Raw genomic sequence first — 18,996 nt, 5'->3', positions numbered from 1 at the left:
TCCAGGATCAAAGGTTCTACGGTCAATACAACATAACCACCAGATGACTGTAGGAGCTCGGCATGAGACGAATGAGGCTCGTGACTGCCGCGATCGGTGTCGCGTCCGCCGTAGCACTGGCCCTCGCGGGATGCTCCTCCGGTGATGCGGGCGGTGGCGGCCGGCAGACCCTGCAGCTGTGGTTCTGGGGTGCGCCGCCGCAGCAACAGCAGACGATGAAGCAGGTGCTGGTCGACGGCTTCAACAAGTCGCAGAGCAAGTACACGCTGCAGGTGACCTTCAACAACGCGGTCGACAAGAACGTGCAGGTCGCGCTGAGCGCCAACAAGGGCCCGGACGTCGTCTACGGTTCCGGGCCGGCCTTCTCGGCGGCGTACGCGACGCAGGGGAAGCTCGCCGACATGACGCCGTACGCGCAGAAGTACGGTTGGCAGGATCGGCTGCTGCCGGCGATGTACCAGTCCGGCACCGTCGACGGGAAGCTCTACTCGCTGCCGAACTCGATCGAGGACATCGGCGTCTTCTACAACAAGAAGGTGCTGGCCAAGCTCGGCGCGCAGCCGCCGAAGACTTACGCCGAGCTGGTCTCGACGATGGACAAGGCAGTTGCCGCAGGCATGTATGCGTCGGTGACGGGCAACCAGGGCTGGAAGCCGGTCAACCAGAACTACATCTCGTTGTTCCTGACCCAGGTTGCCGGTGGCAAGAAGGTGTACGACGCCTTGCAGGGCACGATTCCGTGGACGGACCCGTCGATCGAGAAGGCCGTCCAGGCGTCCGCTGACTTCTACCAGAAGGGCTACCTGGGAGGTAAGGACTACGCCACGCTGAACTTCGACCAGTCGGTCCAGTTGCTCAGCCAGGGCAAGTCGCCGTTCATGCTCGGCCCGAGCCTGATCTTCCAGTTCGCGTCGAACTACTTCAACGACAAGAACGGGACGACCCACGACCTCGGCTGGCTGCCGTTCCCGAGCATCGACGCGGGACGGCCGTACCCGTACCCGACGCTGGGTACGACGGCGTCGCTGTCGATCAACGCCGCCTCGAAGAACAAGGACGGCGCGGCCGCGGTGATCGACTACATGATGACCGACAGCTTCACCAAGGACATGAACAAGTCCTGGCCGGGCTACTGGGCCGTGCCGCTGAAGAACTTCGACCTCGACGCTGCGAGCTACAGCGGTCTGTCGAAGCCGTTCGTGACCGCGATGAAGGACACGATCGCGACAGTGAACCAAGGCAACTACGGGTTCTTCGCGGGTACGTTCTTCCCGCCGGCGACCGCGACCGCGTTCACCGACATCGACTCGGTCTGGCTGGGCAAGGAAAGCGCCGCGGACTTCCTGAAGAAGGTCCAGACGACGTTCGCCGCCGAGAAGGCGAAGGGCCTGGTCCCCCCGCTGCCGCAACCGGGCGCGTGACGGGGAACCCCGGAGAAGACATGGTCATGACGACAGCCGCACCGGCGCGGGAGTCCGCACCAGCGAACCTCCCGGCCGGGCGGCGGCGCTCGCACCTGCGCCGCCGGACCGCGATCAACTACGCGCTGGTCGCGCCCGCACTCGTCCTCTCGATCGTGATCGTCGTCGTCCCCGGCATCCTGACGCTGCTGTTCGCGTTCACCGACTGGAGCGGTGTCGGGTTCGACGTGCACTTCGTCGGCGGCAAGAACTTCGCCTCGATCCTGTCCGACCCGGTGTTCGCGACTGCGCTGACCAACAACATCAAGTGGCTGGTGATGTTCCTGACGCTACCGGCCGTGATCGGGCTGCTGACCGCGATGCTGCTGTTGCGGCGCAAGCGGATGCGCACGTTCTACCAGGTGATCTACCTGATGCCGTACGTGCTGGCGCCGGTCGTCAACGCGCTGGTCTGGCAGACGATCATCTACAACCCGCATGGCGGTGTCGCCGGTCTGCTCGGGATCCAGCCGCCGACCGGCTCCACGTCGACCGCGCTGTACGCCGCCGCGGCCGTCGACATGTGGCACTACTGGGGCTTCCTCACCGTCGTCTATCTCGGCGCGATCCGGCAGACGCCGGTCGACCAGGTCGAGGCCGCGATCGTCGACGGCGCCGGCGGGTGGGGCGTTTTCCGCAACGTGTACCTGCCGAGCATCCGGCCGACGCTGCTGCTGATGGGCGTGATGACGGTGATCTTCTCGTTCCTCGCCTTCGACTACGTCTACCTGCTGACGCAGGGCGGCCCGGCCCACGCCAGCGAGGTGATGGGGACGTACGCGTACGCGTTCGCGTTCTCGTCGTTCGAGTTCGGGAAAGCGGCCGCGGTCGGGATCGTGATGAGCTTCTTCGGGTTGCTCGCGTCCGTGCTCTACACCTGGATCAGCCGGCGGGAGGTTGTCCGATGACCCGCTACCTGAAGGGCATCGCGGCGCAGCTGGTGCTGGCGCTGTTCGCCGTACTCGCCCTGGTGCCCCTGCTGCTCGTACTGCTCAACAGCTTCAAGGACAACGACCAGGTACTGGCGAATCCGTTCGGGCTGCCGTCGTCGCTGAGTTTCGCGAACTTCGTCACCTCGTGGCAGTACGGGCAGTTCGGCCGGGGGATCGTCAACAGCGTCCTGCTCACCGGTACGACGGTCGTCGTCGTACTCGTCTGCGCGAGCTTGGCCGGGTACGTACTCGCCGGGCAGAAGGTGAAGCAGTGGCCCGCGATCATGGTCTACCTGACGATGGCGATGACGATCCCGATCCAGCTGTTCGTGTTCCCGCTGTACGCCGCGGTCGCCGCGCTGAACCTGCTGGACAACGTTTTCGTGGTCGGCGTGATCCTTGCCGCGATCAACCTGCCGTTCGCGACGTTCCTGATGCGGACGTTCTTCCTGAACATCCCCGCGGAGATCGAGGAAGCGGCGCTGATGGACGGCGTCAACACCTTCCAGCTGATCGGGCGGGTGATGCTGCCGATGGTGCGGCCCGGCCTGATCACCGTCGGCGTGATCGTCGGGCTGAACGCGTGGAACGAGTTCCTGATCTCGTCGACGTTCCTGCAGAACCCGGACGACCAGACGCTGACGCTGGGCTTCCTCACCATGAACGGGACCTTCAGTACCCAGATCGGCACGATGATGGCCGGCGCGCTGATCCTGATCGTGCCGATCCTGGCCGTCTTCATCGCGCTCCAGCGGTACGTCGTCGACGGACTCGCGAGCGGTTCGGTGAAGGGTTGAGATGACTGAGCTGACGGGCTACGAGGAACGCGTGTACGCCGGGGTCCTCGGCAAGCTGATCGGGGTGTACCTCGGGCGGCCCGTCGAGGGGTGGGCGTACGACGACATCGACGCGCGGTTCGGGCTGGTCGACCGGTTCGTGAACGGCGAGCTCGGGCTTCCGTTGATCGTCGCCGACGACGACATTTCCGGGACGTTCGCGTTCGCCCGGGTGGTCGAGGACAACGGGTTCTTCCGGGCGGCCGATGCTGGTGACACCTGGCTCAACTACATCGTCGAGGACCGGACGATTCTGTGGTGGGGTGGGTACGGGCGTTCGACCGAGCACACGGCGTACCTGAATCTGAAGCGCGGCGTGCGGGCGCCGGAGAGCGGTTCGATCGCGCTGAACGGGAGCACGCTGGCGGAGCAGATCGGGGCGCAGATCTTCTCGGACGCGTTCGCGCTGATGACGCCTGGGGATCCGGAGCGGGCCGTCGAGCTGACCCGGGCTGCGGCGAGTGTCAGTCACGACGGTGTCGCGCTTGATGCGGCTGCGTTGTTTGCGGCAATGCGTGCGTCGGCGTTTGTGGAGTCCGACCTTGCGGTGTTGATCGAACGGTCGCTGCCGTTCGTCGCGGATCGCCGGTTGGCCGAACTGGTCGTCGACGTGACGTCGAACGTGTCGGAGGGCGACGACTGGCGGATCGTGCGCGAGTGGGTCGACCGGAACTACGGGTACGCGCGGTATCCCGGACCTTGTCATTCGCTGTCGAACACCGCGATGGCGCTCGCCGCGCTTGTTGTCGGGGGCAATGATTTCCGCCGGGTGGTCGCGATCGCCTCGTCTGTAGGCTTCGATACCGACAGCAACGCCGGCACCGTCGGCTGCATCACCGGCGTACGCCTGGGTCTCGCAGCCTTCGCCGACGCCGCAGACCTCCGCTCCGCGGTAGCCGACCGCGCCCTGGTCGTCACCGCTGACGGCGGCGAATCCATAACAGACGCCGTCCTCGAAACCCGCCGAATCCTCCACGCAGCCCAAACCCTGAACCCCACCCCGAGCGACCTGCCTGCCCCGCCCCACCCCTCCACCCCGAGCGGCGTGCCCGCCCCGCCCCACCCCTCCACCCCGAGCGGCGTGTCCGCCCCGCGCCACCCCTCCACCCCGAGCGGCGTGTCCGCCCCGCGCCACCCCTCCACCCCGAGCGGCGTGGTCGGGGCGTGGGGGCGTGCGGATCGGGGGCGTTTGCCTCGGTTCGGGTTCGACTTTCCTGAAGCTGTGCAGGGGTTTGAGCCGTGTCCGTACCGCACGTCTGGTGGTGTTCGCCATCGTGTGTTCGAGGACGGTAGTACTGCGTTGGTGGTTGACGGCGCTGCTTCTACGCCGGTGTTTCTGGATCCTCGGGAAAGCGTGTCGAACTTCTCGACGCTTGCCAGTCCGACGCTCTACCCGGGAAACACCGTGCGGGCGCTGGTCAGCTCGCCCGACGGCGCGTCGGTCCGGCTGTACGCGATCTACAACGAGACGACGACAGCGGAAAGCCCGGCGCTCGACGCTGGCGCGGAAACCGTTCTCGAATGGACCGTGCCGGACCGCGGAATCCCTTTCCGGATCGGCCTTTCCGTTTCCGGAACGGCGTACCTGCACTGGCTCGACTGGGACGGCGCACCCGCGGAGTACACACAGTCAGGCATCCTGCTGTCGTCGATCTGGGACACCCAGCCGCCGGGACTCGCGCCCTGGGTGAGCTCGGCGAAGAACTTCGAGGCTGACTTCGCGACCACGTTCTCCGTCTCCCACCCGGACCCTCTCGGCGTCGTCACCACCGGTACCCGCGACTGGGTCGACTACGAGATCTCGTCCCGGCTGTCGTTCTCGCTCAGCCGTTCCGCCGGTCTCGTCGTCCGGGCCCGGGGGCACCGCAACTTCACCGCGGCCGTGTTCGACGGACACCTGCTCTCGATCGTCGAACAGCACGACGCCGAACGGGCCGTACTCGCGTCCACGCCGTTCGCCCTCCGCCGCGACGCGCCGTACGACGTCACCGTCGAGTGCGTCGCGGACGTCGTGCAGGTCCGGGTCGACGGCATCTCGATGCTTTCGGCAACGACTACCCGAGTGGCCGGCGGTGGTGCCGGCTTCTTCGTCGACACCGGAACCATGAGCGCCGACGGATTCACCGTCCGCTCGCATCCCCGGGGCGGGCCGATCGCTGCGCCCCGCGAACAGAAAGGCACCATCCGATATGTCGCTCACCGGTAAGTGGAACAGCATCTCGGTCAACACCAGACCGGCCGAGGGTTATGCGAGCCCGGTGCACTACGTTGACCTGACCAACGAGCTGCGCGAGGTCGCTCGCAGTGCGGACGGTGACGGGATCCTGCACGCGTTCCTTCCGCACACCACGTGCACGCTGATCTTCAACTCCGGCGTGGACGGTACGACGCTGCAGGACATCCGGCTGTTCATCGAGGAGCAGATCCCGGTCGACCGGCCGTTCGTCCATCTGCACGACGGACCGCAGGACGCTGCCGCGCACGTGCGGTGCGTGTTCGGCGTGCAGTCGCTGCAGCTTCCGGTCGTGAACGGTGAGCTCGGGATCGGGCACAGCCAGGGGGTGTACCTGCTCGAGCTCGACGGGCCGCGGGACCGCACGCTGCAGTACGCGGTGCAGACGTTCTGATGGCCGTCGTCGGAGTTCGCGGAGGCCTGTCCGTCGATCATCTGGTGAACGCCGGACAGGGGGCGCGCTTCGACGAGCTCGGCGGTCCGGGGCTGTTCGCGACCCTCGGTGCGCGGCTCGTCGCCGGGACTCACGTGCGGCTGTTCGCACGGATCCCGGACGACGAGCCACGCTTCGGCAAGCTCTTCGACGAGGTCGGGGTCGATACCTCGTCCTGCGTCCACGTCCCACAGGCGATCCGGCTGTGGATCCTGAACTCGCCGCAGGGCAGGCGGATCGTCGCGACATCGAACGGTCCGGTGGAACTCGAGGGCCCCGAAAGCGCCACACCTGAAGAAGAAGCGCCGATTCCTCTGATCGGAGAAATCGACGGACTCCTCGACAGCGCGCCCACCGGCGGAGCGGGCGGCGGGCGCGGCGACTCTGCGTTGGGTGGGTTCTCGGCGGCCGGTGGGGTGGCGCGGGTTGCTGTTGATCCGCATCAGCTGTGGTTGCAGGCCGAGGGGATGGCGTACCTCGGTCGAGTCACTCCGCGGGGCGGGCTTGTGTTGCCCAGCCGCGTGCAGTTGGGGTTGATCGATTCGGATCCGGTGGTCGCCGCTCGGAGTATTCATGAGCGGTTCGGGCTGGACGTGGTCGCCCGGCTGGATCGGGACGGGCTCGTCGTCATCTGCGAAGACGGCGAGTGGAGCGTCCGCGATCCCGACGTACGGGTACTCGAAACCACCGGCGCCGGCGACTCCTCGGCCGGGGCGATCCTCGCCGCGTGGGCTGCGGGTGCCGACCTTCCCGTTGCGGCGGCGTACGGGGCAAGCGTCGCCCGGCTCGTGTTGTCGGACTGGGGTCATGCCGGCCTGCTGACCGATCCGCTCACCGAACCGTTCCCGACCATCACCATCACCAGGAAGCAGCGACCGTGACCATTCCCGAACAGCTTTCCGTCGTCGTGTCGGCGCTCCGTGCCGTCCCCGACGTACAGCCGACTGTCCAGCCCCCGCTCGATCGCGCCGTCTTCGTCGGCTCCGGCGACTCGCTGTCGTCGGCGCTGCTCGCGACGGCGTACGGCCATCGCGCCTTGTCATCCGGGGACCTGACGTGGACCGGACGCCTTCCGCACGGCACCGACACCGTCGTCGGCATCTCGCACTCCGGCACCTCCGGCGCGACGGTCCGCGCACTCCGCCTGGCCGCCGACGAGGGCAAGCGAACCATAGCGATCACGTCGAACGCCGACTCCCCGCTCGCTGCGGCCGCCGCCGAGACGCAACTCGTTCCATCGCTCGACATCCGCGAAGTCGTACCGTGCGCAGGCCATCTGATGCTCGGCCTCGGCGTCGCCGCAGTAGTAGGCGAGGACGTGGCCGCAGCCGCGAGCAACGTCGCGCAACTGCTCGAGGCCCAGGCGCCGGAGCTGCTGCGAGCGGTCGAGGTGCTGCCGGCCGACGCGCCGCACGCCATCTCGGTGCTCACCCTTCCGGACCTGCGTGGCGCGGGCGACTTCTGGATGCTCAAGCTCATCGAGGCCACCGGGCTGACCGTTCGTACGGTGCCGTTGGAGGAGAGCGGGCACGTCGACTACTTCATCGGCCCCCAGCCACACCTCGTACTCCAACTGATCGGCTCGGTCGGCCGCGCCCGGTTCGACCGGCTGGCCGTCGCTCTGGAAAGCACGGGCCAGACGGTGCAGCAGATCGCCTTGGAGACGGGCCGTACGCCGCTCATCGGCGAACTGGCAGGAGCCGCGGCCGGTGCGGTCTTCGCGCACCAGGCTGCGACCAGGTGGGGCCGCCCGCCGTTCCGCGGTGGTGCGGTGAACATGGACGCCCGGCACATCAAGCTCGACGAGGAGCCGATCACGACCTGACCGGTGCCGAACGGCCGATAGGTACTGATGTTATGATCATGCTATCCATGCATAACCTCAGGGGAGTGGGCCGTATGACCGTCGAGGACACCCGTCATCCGCTGGCGGTGAAGGTCACCCAGGTGGACCGGCGGTCACCGATGCCGGCCTGGGCCCAGGTCGAGCGTGACCTGCGCTCGGTGCTGGACCAGGGCGTCGAGGCCGGGCTGCAGCTCCCGACCGAGAAGGACCTCGCGGCAATGTACGGCGTCAGCCGGATCACCGTCCGGCAGGCGCTGGCGGCGCTGTCGGACCGCGGCTACGTCGAACGCCGCCAGGGCATGGGTACGTTCGTCGCCGACCGCCCGCGGCTCGTACAGCACGACATCGGCCTGATGACACCCTGGCGGGACCGTTTCCGTGCGGCCGGCGAGGACGCGGCGTCGGTACATCTCGTCGATGCGGCGCCCGAGGAGGAGCCGTACGACCTGGTCCGCGAGTTGACGCCGGCCGAACGCAGCGGGACCAGGCTCCACCTCAAACGGCTGCATCTGGTCAACGGCCGCCCGATCGGGATCACCGACTCGTGGCTGGCCGGCCGCGCCGCGGAGACGATGCGGGGCCGCGAACTGGTCGAGGCCTCCGTCTCGAAGACGTTGCAGCAGGAGGCGATCGCGGCCGACCAGGTGGAGCACCTGCTCGAGGTTCGATCGGTGAACGCAGCCGAGACCGTACTGCTCGACACCGGGATCGACTCGCAGGTGTTCGTCGACTGGTCGATCGGCCGCTCGGGCGGCGAACTGGTCGAAACCTCCAGGACCGTCTGGCTCGGCTCGCGGGTCCGCTTCCACTACTCCACAGATCTCGACGGCCTACATCGCCCCTGAGGCATCACGGGGGCTACGACAACCTGCTGGCAGCTGCACGACTGCAAGATTTCAGGGTCTAATAGTTTGCAGTGAGTGCAAGAATCCGCCTAGCCTGTTCTCGTGGGGGCTGAGGGTGGGTTGCGGGAACGCAAGAAACTGCAGACGCGGGCGGCGCTGGCCGATGCCGCGTTGCGGCTGGCGTTGGCGAAGGGGCCGGACCAGGTCACGGTCGAGGAGATCGCCGAGGCGGCCGACGTGTCGGTGCGGACGTTCTTCAACTACTTCCCGCACAAGGAGCACGCGATCCTCGCGCGCAACCCGGAGCATCTCGACCGGGCGCTGGAGCGGATGCGGACCGCGCCCGCCGGCGAGTCGCCGCTGACCACGATGTGGCTCATCGTGCACGACGTACTGCGCGACCTCGAGAGCGACGGGCAACTGTCCCAGCGCGGCGAGCTGATCATGAGCTCCCCGACCCTGCTGTACCAGCTGATGCTGTCGAGCATCGACGACGAACGGCAGCTGACCGCGGCACTCACCGAGCGGATGGGCGAACCGGCCGGGTCGATCCGGCCCGCGCTGATCGTGAGCGCCGCGGGCACCGCCTGCCGGGTGGTGATGGAGCTGCACAAGAACGCTCCGGACCGGCCGATCCCCGAACTGCTCGACGAAGCGTTCCAACTACTTGCCCAGGGCATCGATACCGCCTTCGGGCCGGACAACCAGAAAGGCAACTCATGACGACGACCTCGTCATCCACCCCGGAACCGGTGGGTGAGGTCACCGCCACACTCACCCCGCGACAGACGATCCAGGCCATGTCCGGCCTGATGATGGGCCTGTTCGTGGCGATCCTGGCCGGCACCGTGGTGTCGACCGCGCTGCCGCGGATCATCCACGACCTGGGCGCGAGCCAGTCGTCGTACACCTGGGTCGTCACGCTCGAGCTGCTGACGATGACGGCGACCGTGCCGTTGTGGGGCAAGCTCGCCGACCTCTACAACAACAAGCTGCTGATCCAGCTGTCGCTGAGCTTCTTCGTGGTCGGTTCGCTGGTGGCCGGCTTCGCGCCGAACATCGAGGTACTGCTCGGCAGCCGGGTCCTGCAGGGCCTCGGCGGTGGCGGTCTGACCGCGCTCGTGCAGATCGTGATGGCGGCGATCATCCCGCCGCGCGAGCTCGGCCGGTACTCCGGTGTGTTCGGCGCGATCTTCGCGTCCGCGACCGTCGGCGGACCGCTGCTCGGCGGCTTCCTGGTCGACTCGCCGCTCGGCTGGCGGGCCTGCTTCCTGATCGGCGTGCCGTTCGTGATCGCGGCGATGATCCTGCTGCAGCGCAGGCTGAACCTGCCGACCGTGAAGCGGGACGTGAAGATCGACTGGTGGGGCGCGGTCCTGATCATGGGCGGCGTCAGTACGTTGCTCGTCTGGTCCTCGTTCGCCGGCAACAAGTTCGACTGGGTCTCCGGCTGGAGCTTCGTACTGGTCGCGGCCGCCGCGGTGCTGCTGCTGGCCGCCGTACTGGTCGAGCGCAGGCACCCGGAGCCGATCATCCCGATGGACCTGTTCCGCAACCGCACGGTGACGCTGGCCATCGTCGCCAGCGCGCTGGTCGGTGTCGCGATGTTCGCCGGTTCGGTGTTCCTCGCGCAGTACTTCCAGATCGCGCAGGGGTACACGCCGACCAAGGCCGGCCTGATGAGCCTGCCGATGATCCTCGGCATGATGACCGCGTCCACGATCGCCGGTGCGCTGATCACGAAGTACGGCCGCTGGAAGATCTACCTGGTCGTCGGCAGCGTGCTGCTGCCGATCGGGCTGGGGCTGTTCGGCACGATCGACGCGCAGACGTCGAAGTGGATGCTGTGGGGCTTCATGCTGGTGCTCGGCGTCGGCATCGGTCTGGTCATGCAGAACCTGGTCCTCGCGGCGCAGAACGACGTACCGGCCCGTGAGTTGGGTGCGGCGACGTCGGCGGTCAGCTTCTTCCGGAGCATGGGCGGCACCATCGGCGTCAGCGTCCTCGGCGCGATCCTGGCCAACAAGGTCACCGAGACCCTGAACCCCGGCGGCGCCTCCGCCGGCGGCGGCAGCGCCGTACCGAACATCAAGGACCTCCCCGAGCAGCTACGCACCGTCGTCGAGAACGCATACGGCGACGCCACCGCCGACCTGTTCATGATGTCGGTCCCATTCGCCGTACTAGCCCTGATCGCAGTCCTCTTCATCAAAGAAAAGCCCCTCCTCACCACCTCCGGAGCCGAACGCCGCGCTACTGAGGAGACTGACATCCTGGACGCATGATCGTTGCATTCAGTATCAGTCCGGCAGCAGGCGACGAGACCGGAGGCGTGAGCGAGGCGGTGGCCGAGGCCATTCGCGTCGTCCGCGCCTCCGGTCTTCCCAACGAGACCAACGCGATGTTCACCAACATCGAAGGCGAGTGGGACGAGGTGATGGCGGTCGTGAAGCAGGCCGTCGATGCCGTCGCGGCGGCGTCGCCACGGGTGAGTCTCGTGCTGAAGGCGGACGTCCGGCCGGGGTATACGGGGCAGCTGGCCGCTAAGGTCGAGCGGATCGAGGAGGCGTTGGCCGACTGAGGCGGACCTGCACCACTCAGCATCCACTCACCAACCGGGCGCCACCGGGCTGACTCCCGCCTGGCGGCCGGACCGAGGCGACCTCAGGCCACGGTTGGTGAGTGTTGGCGGTCCGCTAGTGCGGGGCGTTGAGGGCTGCGACGACGGTCTCGTAGCGGTTCTCCTTTTCGGCGTTGCGGAGGAAGTGGACTCGGGTGACGAGGATTTCCTCGGCGGTGGGGTTTTCCTTCAGGAGCTGGATGGTTTCGTCGGCGTACTCGGCCAGGGGCATGGCGTGGGGGTCGTTCTCCTGGTTGAGCATCGTGGTCCGGACCGCCGGCGGGACGAGCTCGATCACCTGCAGGTCGAGTTGGTGGCGGAGGCTCTGGGTGTAGCTGTGGATCGCTGCCTTCGTCGCGTTGTACGTCGGGGTCATCACGAGCGGGACGAATGCGAGACCCGAGGAGACCGTCATGATCACCCCGTCGGGTTGCCGAAGGAGGTGCGGGGTGAAGGTTGCCACCGTGCGGATGGTGCCCAGCAGGTTGATCGTGATGATCTGCTCGGCCAGCGCGAGGTCGTGGTTGCTGAGGTCCTCGGGCTGCATGATGCCGGCCATCGTGATCAGGACGTTCAGCGCCGGGTATTTGGCGGTGACTGCTTCGTAGGCGGCGGTGATCGAGGCGGGGTCGGCCACGTCGAGGTGGACGCCGTCGATGCCGTCCTCGGCGGCGATCCGGTCGAGGAGGTCCTTGCGGCGGCCGCTGATGATCACGGTGTTGCCGAGGTCGCGGAAGCGGCGGGCCAGTTCGAGGCCGATACCCGACGTACCGCCGGTGAGGAAGATCGTGTTTCCGGTCGTTTTCATGTGTCCAGGCTGCGACTGGATGCCGACGGCAACCAGGCTGCGCTCAGCCACTGCTCGGCAAGCAGTGGATAACCGCCGGGGCGCGTGGACACTGGACGTATGGAGTACCCCGACCTGTCCGACTTCCTGCGCAAACGCCGCGAGGCCCTGCAACCCGAGGACGTCGGCATGCCGCGCGGGCGCAGACGCCGTACGCCGGGCCTGCGCCGCGAGGAGGTCGCCGCGCTGGCATCGATGTCGGCCGACTACTACAGCCGGCTCGAAGGCGGTCGCGGCCCGCAGCCGTCGGTGGAGATGCTCGGCGCGATCGCGCGGGCGCTGCGCCTGACGCTCGAGGAACGTGACCACCTGTTCCTGCTGGCCGGTCACGGTACGCCGCCACGCACGACGCGGGCGTGCCACGTCGACCCGGGCATGCTGCGGATCCTGGACCGGCTGCACGACACCCCCGCGATGTTGTTGAACCGGTGCGGCGAGGTCGTCGCGCAGACGCCGACCCACGTGGCGTTCGCCGGCGAGCTGACGAACTTCCAGGGCATGGAGCGCAGCGAGGCGTACCGCTGGTTCGTCCACCCGGAGACCCGGTCCCTGTACGCCGAACCCGAACTGTCCACGCACAGCCGCCTGCTGGTGTCGAACCTTCGCACGGTCGCCACCGTCGACGGCCCGAAGTCGTACGCCGCCTCGATCGTGCGTGCACTGCAGAAGGCCAGCCCGGAGTTCGCCGCGATCTGGGACGCGCACGACGTGGTGGTCGCGCACAGCCGGACCAAGCGGTTCCGGCATCCGTCGGTCGGCGAGCTGGAGCTGTACTGCGAGCTGATCGACAACCGGGACCAGCAGCAGACGCTGATCGTCTTCACTGCCGAGCCGGGCAGCGAGAGCGCCGCGAAGTTGCGGTTGCTGAGCGTTCTCGGCAGTCAGGTGATGGGATCTGGACAGGGCTTTGATCGGGAGTTAATTTAAGAGCTGAAATTTCATAAGGTTCTGACGGAAAGGTCCGCCCCCATGCTTTCCGATCGCTTTCGCCCGCCCACCTTCCTGCTCGCCCTGGTCCTGGTGATCAGCGGCCTGACCTCGCCCGCGGTCGCTGCTCGAACGACGGTTCAAGCGACCTTCAAGGTGCTCGCGTTCTACAGCGGCACCTGGGACGCCGCGCACATCGACTTCGAGAAGGAAGCCAACCAGCGCTTCCCGCAGTTCGGTGCCGAGAACGGCTTCTCGTACACGGCGACGAACAACTGGGACCAGCTCGACAACCTGAGCGCGTCGCAGTACCAGGTGGTGATGTTCCTCGACGACTCGCCGCACACCGACGCGCAACGCAACGGCTTCAAGAACTACATGGACAACGGCGGCGCGTTCTTCGGCTTCCACGTGTCGGCGTACAACGACGCGAGCAGCAGCTGGCCGTGGTTCAACAACACGTTCCTCGGCACCGGGCATTTCTTCTCGAACACCTGGGGGCCGACGGCGGTGACGTTGCGGACCGAGAACCGTTCGCATCCGGCGCTGGTGAACACCGGCGCGACGTTCCGGTCGTCGGTGAGCGAGTGGTACAGCTGGCAGTACGACCTGCGGAACAACCCCGACATCCAGATCCTCGCGTCGATCGACCCGTCCAGCTTCCCGGTCGGCACCGACCCGAACCAGACCTGGTACTCGGGCTACTACCCGATCATCTGGACCAACAAGAACTACAAGATGATCTACGCGAACTTCGGCCACAACGCGATGAACTACGACACCAACACCCGGCTCTCGTCGACGTTCGACAGCCCGGCGCAGAACCAGTTCATGATGGACGCGCTGAAGTGGCTCGGCGGCGCCGGTACGACGCCGCCGGCGGACCAGCCGTCTCCCACCGCGTGGTACCGGATCGCCAACAAGGGCAACGGAAAGTGCGTCGACGCCCGCGCCGCCGGGACCGCGAACGGGACTGTGATCCAGCAGTACACCTGCAACGGGACGCAGGCGCAGCAGTTCCAGTTCCAGCCGACCTCGGGCGGGTTCACCCGCGTGAACAACCGCAACGACGCGACCAAGGTGATCGACGTGACCGGGGTGTCGGCGGCGGACAACGCCGGCCTGCAGTTGTGGACGTACAGCAATGGCAACAACCAGCAGTGGCAGGCGGTTTCCGAAGGTTCCGGAAACTTCCACTTCCTCAGCCGGTTCAGCAACAAGTGCCTGGCCGTCCCGAACGGCGCGGTCGCCGACAGCACGCAACTCGTCCAACTCACCTGCGACGGGAGCGCGGCGCAGTCTTTTCAGCTGACGGCGGGTTAGATTGCCGCGCATGAGAATCCTGCGTGTGGCCGCTCTCGCGGCAGGAGGTCTGTTGTTGATGGCGAACGTCGTACCCGCCCAGGCGCACGGCGGATCGTCGTACCGGTGGGAACTGACGCCCACCGGTACGACGGCCCAGTTCCGGGGACTGGCGGCGGTCAGTAAGGACGTCGCCTGGGTGGCCGGTACGTCGGGCACCGTGTTGCGGACGGTCGACGGCGGGAAGCACTGGCTGAACGTCAGTCCGGCCGGCGCGGAAAGCCTGCAGTTCCGCGACGTCGAGGCATTCGACGCGCGGCGGGCCGTCGCGCTGACGATCGGCGAGGGCGAGGACTCCCGGGTCTACCGCACCGCCGACGGCGGGAAGACCTGGTCGGAGACGTTCCGCAATACCGATCCGAAGGCGTTCTACGACTGCATCGCCTTCAACGACGACAAGCACGGGCTGGCGATGAGCGACCCGGTCGACGGGAAGTTCCGGATCGCGGCGACGGCGGACGGCGGGAAGTCGTGGACGGTGCAGCCGACCGGTGGGATGCCGGCCGCGCTGACCGGTGAGTTCGGCTTCGCCGCGAGCGGGACCTGCCTGGTCGCCGGTCCCGGCCGGACCGCCTGGTTCGCGACCGGCGGTGGCGACCGACCGCGGGTGTTCCGTACCGACGACGGCGGCCGTCGCTGGACGGTCGCGGACTCCCCGATGGCCAGTGGGGACGCGGCCGGAATCTTCAGCCTGGCGTTCCGGAACACGTTGTTCGGCGTCGCTGTCGGCGGTGACTTCACCAAGCCGACGGAGGCGGTGAACGCGGCGTCGGTGACGTACGACGGTGGTCGTACGTGGCAACTGGTGCCGGCCGACCAGGCGCCGAAGGGCTACCGGAGCGGCTCGCACTTCGTGCCGTGGTCGCCGTTCACGGTGATCGCGGTCGGTCCGTCCGGGAGCGACGTGAGCATCGACGGCGGGCGTAGCTGGAAGCAGTTCTACGACGGCAGCTTCGACAGCGTCGAGTGCGCCGGCCACGGCATCAACGCCGGCTGCTGGGCCTCCGGAGCGAAGGGCGCCGTCGGCCGCCTGGTGCACTGAGCGATCGGTCGCCTGGTGCGCTGACGTTCAGGCCGGCGACACCCGCTGGTAGCGCGGGTGTCGCCGGTTTTCCGGAAAGATGAGCGCATGCGTAAATTGCTGACCGTCCTCGTGGGGTTCCTGATGGTGGTACCTACAACTGCCGCGGCTCAGCCCGACGCGGGCCGTCCGGGCCGGCCGCTGACCGTGATGACGTACAACATCCACCACGGCGCCGGGATCGACGGCGTCCTCGACCTGGAGCGGATCGCTGTACTGATCGAGCAGTCCAAGGCCGACGTGATCGGGCTGCAGGAGGTCGACCGGCACTGGGCCGCACGGAGCAACTGGGTCGACCAGCCGGCCTGGTTCGCGCAGCGGCTGAAGATGCATTTCGCGTACGCCGCCAACCTCGACCTGCCGCCGGTGAGCCCGGGGGAGCCGCGCCGCCAGTACGGGACCGCGATCTTGTCGAAGTACCCGATCCAGGACTTCGAGAACACCCTGCTGCCGCTCTACCCGACCGGTGAACAGCGCGGGCTCGCGGTGGCGAACCTCACAGTGCGCGGCGCGAAACTGCGCTTCGCGAACACCCATCTGACCAGCAACAACAACGCCGAACGGCTCGAGCAGGCGCACAAGGTGGTCGAACTGCTGAGCGGTTCGAAGACGCCGACGCTGCTCGTCGGCGACCTCAACGCGATACCGACGGCGCCCGAGATCAAGACCCTGACGGCCGTGTACGACGACACCTGGGCGGAGGTCGGCAGCGGTCCGGGCTACACGATCGAGGCGGACAACCCCACCAAGCGGATCGATTTCCAGCTGCACAGCGCGGGTCTGCGCCCGACGGAGGCCGCCGTGCCGGTGACGCCGGCTTCGGACCACCTGCCGGTGGTCGCCTCGTTTGTCCTCAGCTGAATCCCGCGGCCCACCAACGCCCCTCCGGTTCCGGCCGGCGGGGCGTTTTCGTGCGCCCACCTGCGGCTTCGTCGAATTACAAGCTTGTAGTTTGTCAAGTCGACACGCAGGTGAAACAAAGATACTTGTGTGAAAACTGTTCCCAATGGGGCTGTAGGCAACTAGTGTCGCGTATGTGGTCCAGGAGGACCAAAAGTTCACGAACCCTGGGGAAGGGGTTCGTGACCGGCGGAAGGAACGATCCCGATGCGGACGCCCCCACGGGCCACGTCCGGCGAACGGGTCGCGAGTGCTGGGAAGACCGGACGGGCAGGCAAGGTGCTGCTCTCCGGGGTGCTCGCGATCTGCTTGGCCGGCTCGATGGCTTTGCCCACGCTCCCGGCCGAGGCGACCAAGCCGAAGCCACCGGTGATCCCGTCCAAGGCCGCGGTCGAGCGGGCCAAGCAGGCCGCCAACTCGAAGGCCGCCCAGGTCGCGAAGATCGAGCGCGAGCTCGCCGCGGCGAACGCCCGGCTCGAGCGGTTGGGCATCCAGTCCGGTATCGCCGACGAGGCGTACAACGGCGCCGTCTACCGGCTGCAGCTGGCCCAGGCCGCCGCGACCGCTGCCGCGGCCCGCGCCAAGGAGGCCGAGCAGACGCTGGCCGTCCAGCGGCAGCAGATCGGCCGCTTCGCCGCCGCGTCGTACCAAGGTGGTGGCGACGTCGCGAAGCTCGCGCCGCTGTTCACCGCGGACGGTCCGCAGGAGCTGTTGGACTCCGCCGGTGCCGCGCACTCGGTGTCGGCCGCGATGCAGGGGTCGTACCTGCGGTTCTCGGCCACGCAGGTGATGGCGAACCTGTTCAAGGTGCAGGCCGACCAGGCGCTCGCGAAGGTGAAGAAGGCCACCGACGAGGCGGCCGCGGCGAAGAAGGCGGCCGAGGCCGCGGAGGCCGCGCAGTCGGCGGCCGTGACCGCGATCGGCGTCCAGCGGACGAACTCGATCAACCAGCTCGCCGTACTGCAGAACATCTCGGTCAAGGTCGCCGCCCAGCGCCAGCGTGGGCTCGAGGAGCTCGCCCGGATCAAGGCCGCCGAGGAGGCCGCCCGCAAGGCCGCCGAACTCAAGCGCCGGATCGCCGCCCGTGAGGCCGCCGAACGCCGCGCAGCGGCCGCCGAGCGGGCCCGCGAGGAGCAGGAAGCCCGCGAAGAGGCGAAGAAGAACCACGGCAAGAAGCCGAAGCACCACAAGCCGTCCGGTGACAACGGGAATGGCAACGACGGTGGTGGCGACAATGGTGGTGGCAGCTCGTCTGGGCATGGTGCGTCGGCTGCGATCAAGTTCGCGATGCGGCAGCTCGGCGACATGTACCTGTGGGGCGCGACCGGGCCGAACCGCTGGGACTGCTCCGGCTTGACGCAGGGCGCGTGGGAGCAGGCCGGCGTCCAGCTGCCGCACTACAGCGTCGCGCAGTACGAGCAGATCCAGCACATCCAGGAGGACGACCTCCGGCCCGGCGACCTGATCTTCTGGGCGACGAACCCGAGCGACCCGGGCACCATCCACCACGTCGCGATGTACATCGGCGGCGGGATGATGATCCACGCACCCCGCACGGGCAAGCCGGTCCAGATCGACAGCGTCTACTACTGGATCCCCCCGAACTTCTTCGGTCGCCCGTAAACAACCCAACTCTCAGACCAGCCGGTGGCCGCCGTCGGCGTGTAGGACGGTGCCGGTGATGAAGCCGTTGTGGAGTAGGGCGAGAATGGCGGCGGCGATGTCGTTGGGGTGGCCGATGCGGCCTACCGGGAGGCGGGCGCCCGCAGGACGGGATTGTTCGAGTCGGCAAGCCAGACGGCGGCGTACCGGGCCACCAGTGGGCGGCCCGCCAGAGGTCGCCACACGACGTCCGGGGTAGCGGCGCGGCGGGACCCGAGGCTGATCGCCGACCGCCGTACCAGCAGCGCGGACCGGAGCTGGGAGTGGCTCATGCTGATGTCGCTCAGCCGTACGCCGGGACCGATCCGGCGGAGCGTGTCGTCGTGGAACTCCGGCGCGGCGGCCCGCGGGATCCAGATCAGCTCGAGGCCGGTGAGGTCGTCGAGGGTGAGCTCGCGCCGGTCGGCGAGTGGGTTGCCCGCGGTCAGCAGGACCCCGAGTTCCTCGTCGGCGAGGTGTTCGGAAGTGATTGCCGGTGGCAACGTCAGTGGCGTACGGACCAGGCCGAGGTCGATCTCCCCGGCGCCGAGCATCCGCAGCTGGTCGGTGGTGGTGCCGGCCTCCAGCGTCACGGTGCTGTTCGGGAAGCGTTCGGTGGCGAGCTGTTCGAGGGCGGCCGGGAGCCGGCCGGGGATGCCGTTCAGCAGGCCGAGGCGCAGCACCGGCTCGTCCAGGCCGGCGGCCCGGCGCGTGTCCTTCAGCACCAGGCCGGCCGCCTGCAGGGTTTCCCGGGCGCGGGCCAGGAAGACCTGCCCGGCCGGGGTGAGTTCGACACCGCGGGAGTGCCGGATCAGCAGCCTGGTGCCGACCTCGCGTTCGAGCTGCTTGATCTGCTGGCTGAGCGTCGGCGTGGAGATGTACAGCCGCTCGGCCGCCTTACCGAAATGCAGTTCCTCGGCGACGCCCACGAAGTACCGCAGCTGCCGAAGCTCCACCCCCGGATTTTATTCGGGCGCGGATCGCCAGGCCATCACAATCCGCCGCTGCGCGCCGGCGCACGCGAGAGCTCGCG

Annotated in this window: 18 protein-coding genes; 16 read left to right on the top strand and 2 right to left on the bottom strand. The window is 67.6% G+C overall.

Going from position 1 to position 18,996, the window contains the following annotated elements; translation table 11 throughout:
• The first annotated feature begins 62 nt into the window (after window positions 1-62).
• The 11 genes from ACFYRU_RS07560 (at window position 63) to ACFYRU_RS07510 (ending at window position 11,166) form a co-directional block, all read left to right on the top strand.
• Complete coding sequence (locus ACFYRU_RS07560; protein ID WP_387654252.1) at window positions 63-1,421, top strand: ABC transporter substrate-binding protein; 1,359 nt, start codon at window positions 63-65, stop codon at window positions 1,419-1,421.
• 26 nt (window positions 1,422-1,447) lie between these two features.
• A complete protein-coding gene (locus ACFYRU_RS07555; protein ID WP_387654249.1) occupies window positions 1,448-2,368 on the top strand; it encodes a carbohydrate ABC transporter permease in 921 nt (306 codons plus the stop codon).
• Window positions 2,365-3,189: a carbohydrate ABC transporter permease gene (locus ACFYRU_RS07550; RefSeq protein WP_387654246.1), complete on the top strand. Its 825-nt coding sequence runs from the start codon at window positions 2,365-2,367 to the stop codon at window positions 3,187-3,189. Before ACFYRU_RS07555 ends, ACFYRU_RS07550 begins: the two co-directional genes overlap by 4 nt.
• Window position 3,190: 1 nt before the next feature.
• Entirely contained in the window at window positions 3,191-5,434 is a 2,244-nt protein-coding gene (locus ACFYRU_RS07545) for an ADP-ribosylglycohydrolase family protein (protein ID WP_387654244.1), read from the top strand.
• Window positions 5,418-5,855, top strand: coding sequence for a secondary thiamine-phosphate synthase enzyme YjbQ (locus ACFYRU_RS07540; RefSeq protein WP_387654242.1), 438 nt, complete (start codon window positions 5,418-5,420; stop codon window positions 5,853-5,855). The genes ACFYRU_RS07545 and ACFYRU_RS07540 overlap by 17 nt, the downstream gene beginning before the upstream one ends.
• Complete coding sequence (locus ACFYRU_RS07535) at window positions 5,855-6,775, top strand: PfkB family carbohydrate kinase (RefSeq protein ID WP_387654239.1); 921 nt, start codon at window positions 5,855-5,857, stop codon at window positions 6,773-6,775. Before ACFYRU_RS07540 ends, ACFYRU_RS07535 begins: the two co-directional genes overlap by 1 nt.
• Window positions 6,772-7,719, top strand: a complete 948-nt coding sequence (locus ACFYRU_RS07530) for an SIS domain-containing protein (protein WP_387654237.1) — start codon at window positions 6,772-6,774, stop codon at window positions 7,717-7,719. The genes ACFYRU_RS07535 and ACFYRU_RS07530 overlap by 4 nt, the downstream gene beginning before the upstream one ends.
• 74 nt (window positions 7,720-7,793) lie before the next feature.
• Window positions 7,794-8,585, top strand: a complete 792-nt coding sequence (locus tag ACFYRU_RS07525) for a GntR family transcriptional regulator (RefSeq protein WP_387654234.1) — start codon at window positions 7,794-7,796, stop codon at window positions 8,583-8,585.
• Between the two features lie 102 nt (window positions 8,586-8,687).
• A complete protein-coding gene (locus ACFYRU_RS07520) occupies window positions 8,688-9,308 on the top strand; it encodes a TetR family transcriptional regulator (RefSeq protein WP_387654232.1) in 621 nt (206 codons plus the stop codon).
• On the top strand, window positions 9,305-10,870 hold the full coding sequence (locus ACFYRU_RS07515; RefSeq protein WP_387654230.1) for an MDR family MFS transporter: 1,566 nt from the start codon (window positions 9,305-9,307) through the stop codon (window positions 10,868-10,870). Before ACFYRU_RS07520 ends, ACFYRU_RS07515 begins: the two co-directional genes overlap by 4 nt.
• Entirely contained in the window at window positions 10,867-11,166 is a 300-nt protein-coding gene (locus ACFYRU_RS07510; RefSeq protein ID WP_387654228.1) for an MTH1187 family thiamine-binding protein, read from the top strand. Before ACFYRU_RS07515 ends, ACFYRU_RS07510 begins: the two co-directional genes overlap by 4 nt.
• 115 nt (window positions 11,167-11,281) lie before the next feature.
• Here ACFYRU_RS07510 and ACFYRU_RS07505 read toward each other — a convergent pair whose 3' ends face one another.
• Window positions 11,282-12,013 carry an SDR family oxidoreductase gene (locus ACFYRU_RS07505; RefSeq protein WP_387654226.1) on the bottom strand — a complete coding sequence of 244 codons (732 nt, stop codon included), beginning with the start codon at window positions 12,011-12,013 and terminating at the stop codon, window positions 11,282-11,284.
• A gap of 99 nt (window positions 12,014-12,112) precedes the next feature.
• Between ACFYRU_RS07505 and ACFYRU_RS07500 the strand changes: the two genes are divergently transcribed.
• The 5 genes from ACFYRU_RS07500 to ACFYRU_RS07480 all read left to right on the top strand — a co-directional run bounded on the left by ACFYRU_RS07500 (window position 12,113) and on the right by ACFYRU_RS07480 (window position 17,945).
• Window positions 12,113-12,979, top strand: a complete 867-nt coding sequence (locus ACFYRU_RS07500; RefSeq protein ID WP_387654223.1) for a helix-turn-helix transcriptional regulator — start codon at window positions 12,113-12,115, stop codon at window positions 12,977-12,979.
• A gap of 42 nt (window positions 12,980-13,021) precedes the next feature.
• Window positions 13,022-14,302 (top strand): RICIN domain-containing protein, encoded by a 1,281-nt coding sequence (locus ACFYRU_RS07495; RefSeq protein WP_387654221.1) that lies wholly within the window; start codon window positions 13,022-13,024, stop codon window positions 14,300-14,302.
• Window positions 14,303-14,312: 10 nt separating this feature from the next.
• Window positions 14,313-15,383 (top strand): WD40/YVTN/BNR-like repeat-containing protein, encoded by a 1,071-nt coding sequence (locus ACFYRU_RS07490; RefSeq protein WP_387654218.1) that lies wholly within the window; start codon window positions 14,313-14,315, stop codon window positions 15,381-15,383.
• Between the two features lie 87 nt (window positions 15,384-15,470).
• The gene (locus ACFYRU_RS07485; RefSeq protein ID WP_387654215.1) at window positions 15,471-16,283 is read left to right on the top strand and encodes an endonuclease/exonuclease/phosphatase family protein; all 813 of its coding nucleotides are present in this window, start codon (window positions 15,471-15,473) and stop codon (window positions 16,281-16,283) included.
• Window positions 16,284-16,529: 246 nt separating this feature from the next.
• Window positions 16,530-17,945 carry an NlpC/P60 family protein gene (locus tag ACFYRU_RS07480; protein WP_387654213.1) on the top strand — a complete coding sequence of 472 codons (1,416 nt, stop codon included), beginning with the start codon at window positions 16,530-16,532 and terminating at the stop codon, window positions 17,943-17,945.
• 122 nt (window positions 17,946-18,067) lie between these two features.
• Here the strand turns inward: ACFYRU_RS07480 and ACFYRU_RS07475 are convergent, their stop codons facing one another.
• On the bottom strand, window positions 18,068-18,919 hold the full coding sequence (locus ACFYRU_RS07475) for a LysR family transcriptional regulator (RefSeq protein ID WP_387654210.1): 852 nt from the start codon (window positions 18,917-18,919) through the stop codon (window positions 18,068-18,070).
• Between the last annotated feature and the right edge of the window lie 77 nt (window positions 18,920-18,996).

Source organism: Kribbella sp. NPDC004536 (assembly GCF_042873835.1).
Taxonomy (GTDB): domain Bacteria; phylum Actinomycetota; class Actinomycetes; order Propionibacteriales; family Kribbellaceae; genus Kribbella.
This window is presented reverse-complemented; position numbering and strand designations above follow the sequence as displayed.

Bases quoted from the DNA above. Each gene is read 5' to 3' on its own strand.
- ACFYRU_RS07560 (WP_387654252.1), top strand. From the start codon at position 63: ATGAGACGAATGAGGCTCGTGACTGCCGCGATCGGTGTCGCGTCCGCC.
- ACFYRU_RS07555 (WP_387654249.1), top strand. From the start codon at position 1,448: ATGACGACAGCCGCACCGGCGCGGGAGTCCGCACCAGCGAACCTCCCG.
- ACFYRU_RS07550 (WP_387654246.1), top strand. From the start codon at position 2,365: ATGACCCGCTACCTGAAGGGCATCGCGGCGCAGCTGGTGCTGGCGCTG.
- ACFYRU_RS07545 (WP_387654244.1), top strand. From the start codon at position 3,191: ATGACTGAGCTGACGGGCTACGAGGAACGCGTGTACGCCGGGGTCCTC.
- ACFYRU_RS07540 (WP_387654242.1), top strand. From the start codon at position 5,418: ATGTCGCTCACCGGTAAGTGGAACAGCATCTCGGTCAACACCAGACCG.
- ACFYRU_RS07535 (WP_387654239.1), top strand. From the start codon at position 5,855: ATGGCCGTCGTCGGAGTTCGCGGAGGCCTGTCCGTCGATCATCTGGTG.
- ACFYRU_RS07525 (WP_387654234.1), top strand. From the start codon at position 7,794: ATGACCGTCGAGGACACCCGTCATCCGCTGGCGGTGAAGGTCACCCAG.
- ACFYRU_RS07515 (WP_387654230.1), top strand. From the start codon at position 9,305: ATGACGACGACCTCGTCATCCACCCCGGAACCGGTGGGTGAGGTCACC.
- ACFYRU_RS07510 (WP_387654228.1), top strand. From the start codon at position 10,867: ATGATCGTTGCATTCAGTATCAGTCCGGCAGCAGGCGACGAGACCGGA.
- ACFYRU_RS07505 (WP_387654226.1), bottom strand. From the start codon at position 12,013: ATGAAAACGACCGGAAACACGATCTTCCTCACCGGCGGTACGTCGGGT.
- ACFYRU_RS07500 (WP_387654223.1), top strand. From the start codon at position 12,113: ATGGAGTACCCCGACCTGTCCGACTTCCTGCGCAAACGCCGCGAGGCC.
- ACFYRU_RS07495 (WP_387654221.1), top strand. From the start codon at position 13,022: ATGCTTTCCGATCGCTTTCGCCCGCCCACCTTCCTGCTCGCCCTGGTC.
- ACFYRU_RS07490 (WP_387654218.1), top strand. From the start codon at position 14,313: ATGAGAATCCTGCGTGTGGCCGCTCTCGCGGCAGGAGGTCTGTTGTTG.
- ACFYRU_RS07485 (WP_387654215.1), top strand. From the start codon at position 15,471: ATGCGTAAATTGCTGACCGTCCTCGTGGGGTTCCTGATGGTGGTACCT.
- ACFYRU_RS07480 (WP_387654213.1), top strand. From the start codon at position 16,530: ATGCGGACGCCCCCACGGGCCACGTCCGGCGAACGGGTCGCGAGTGCT.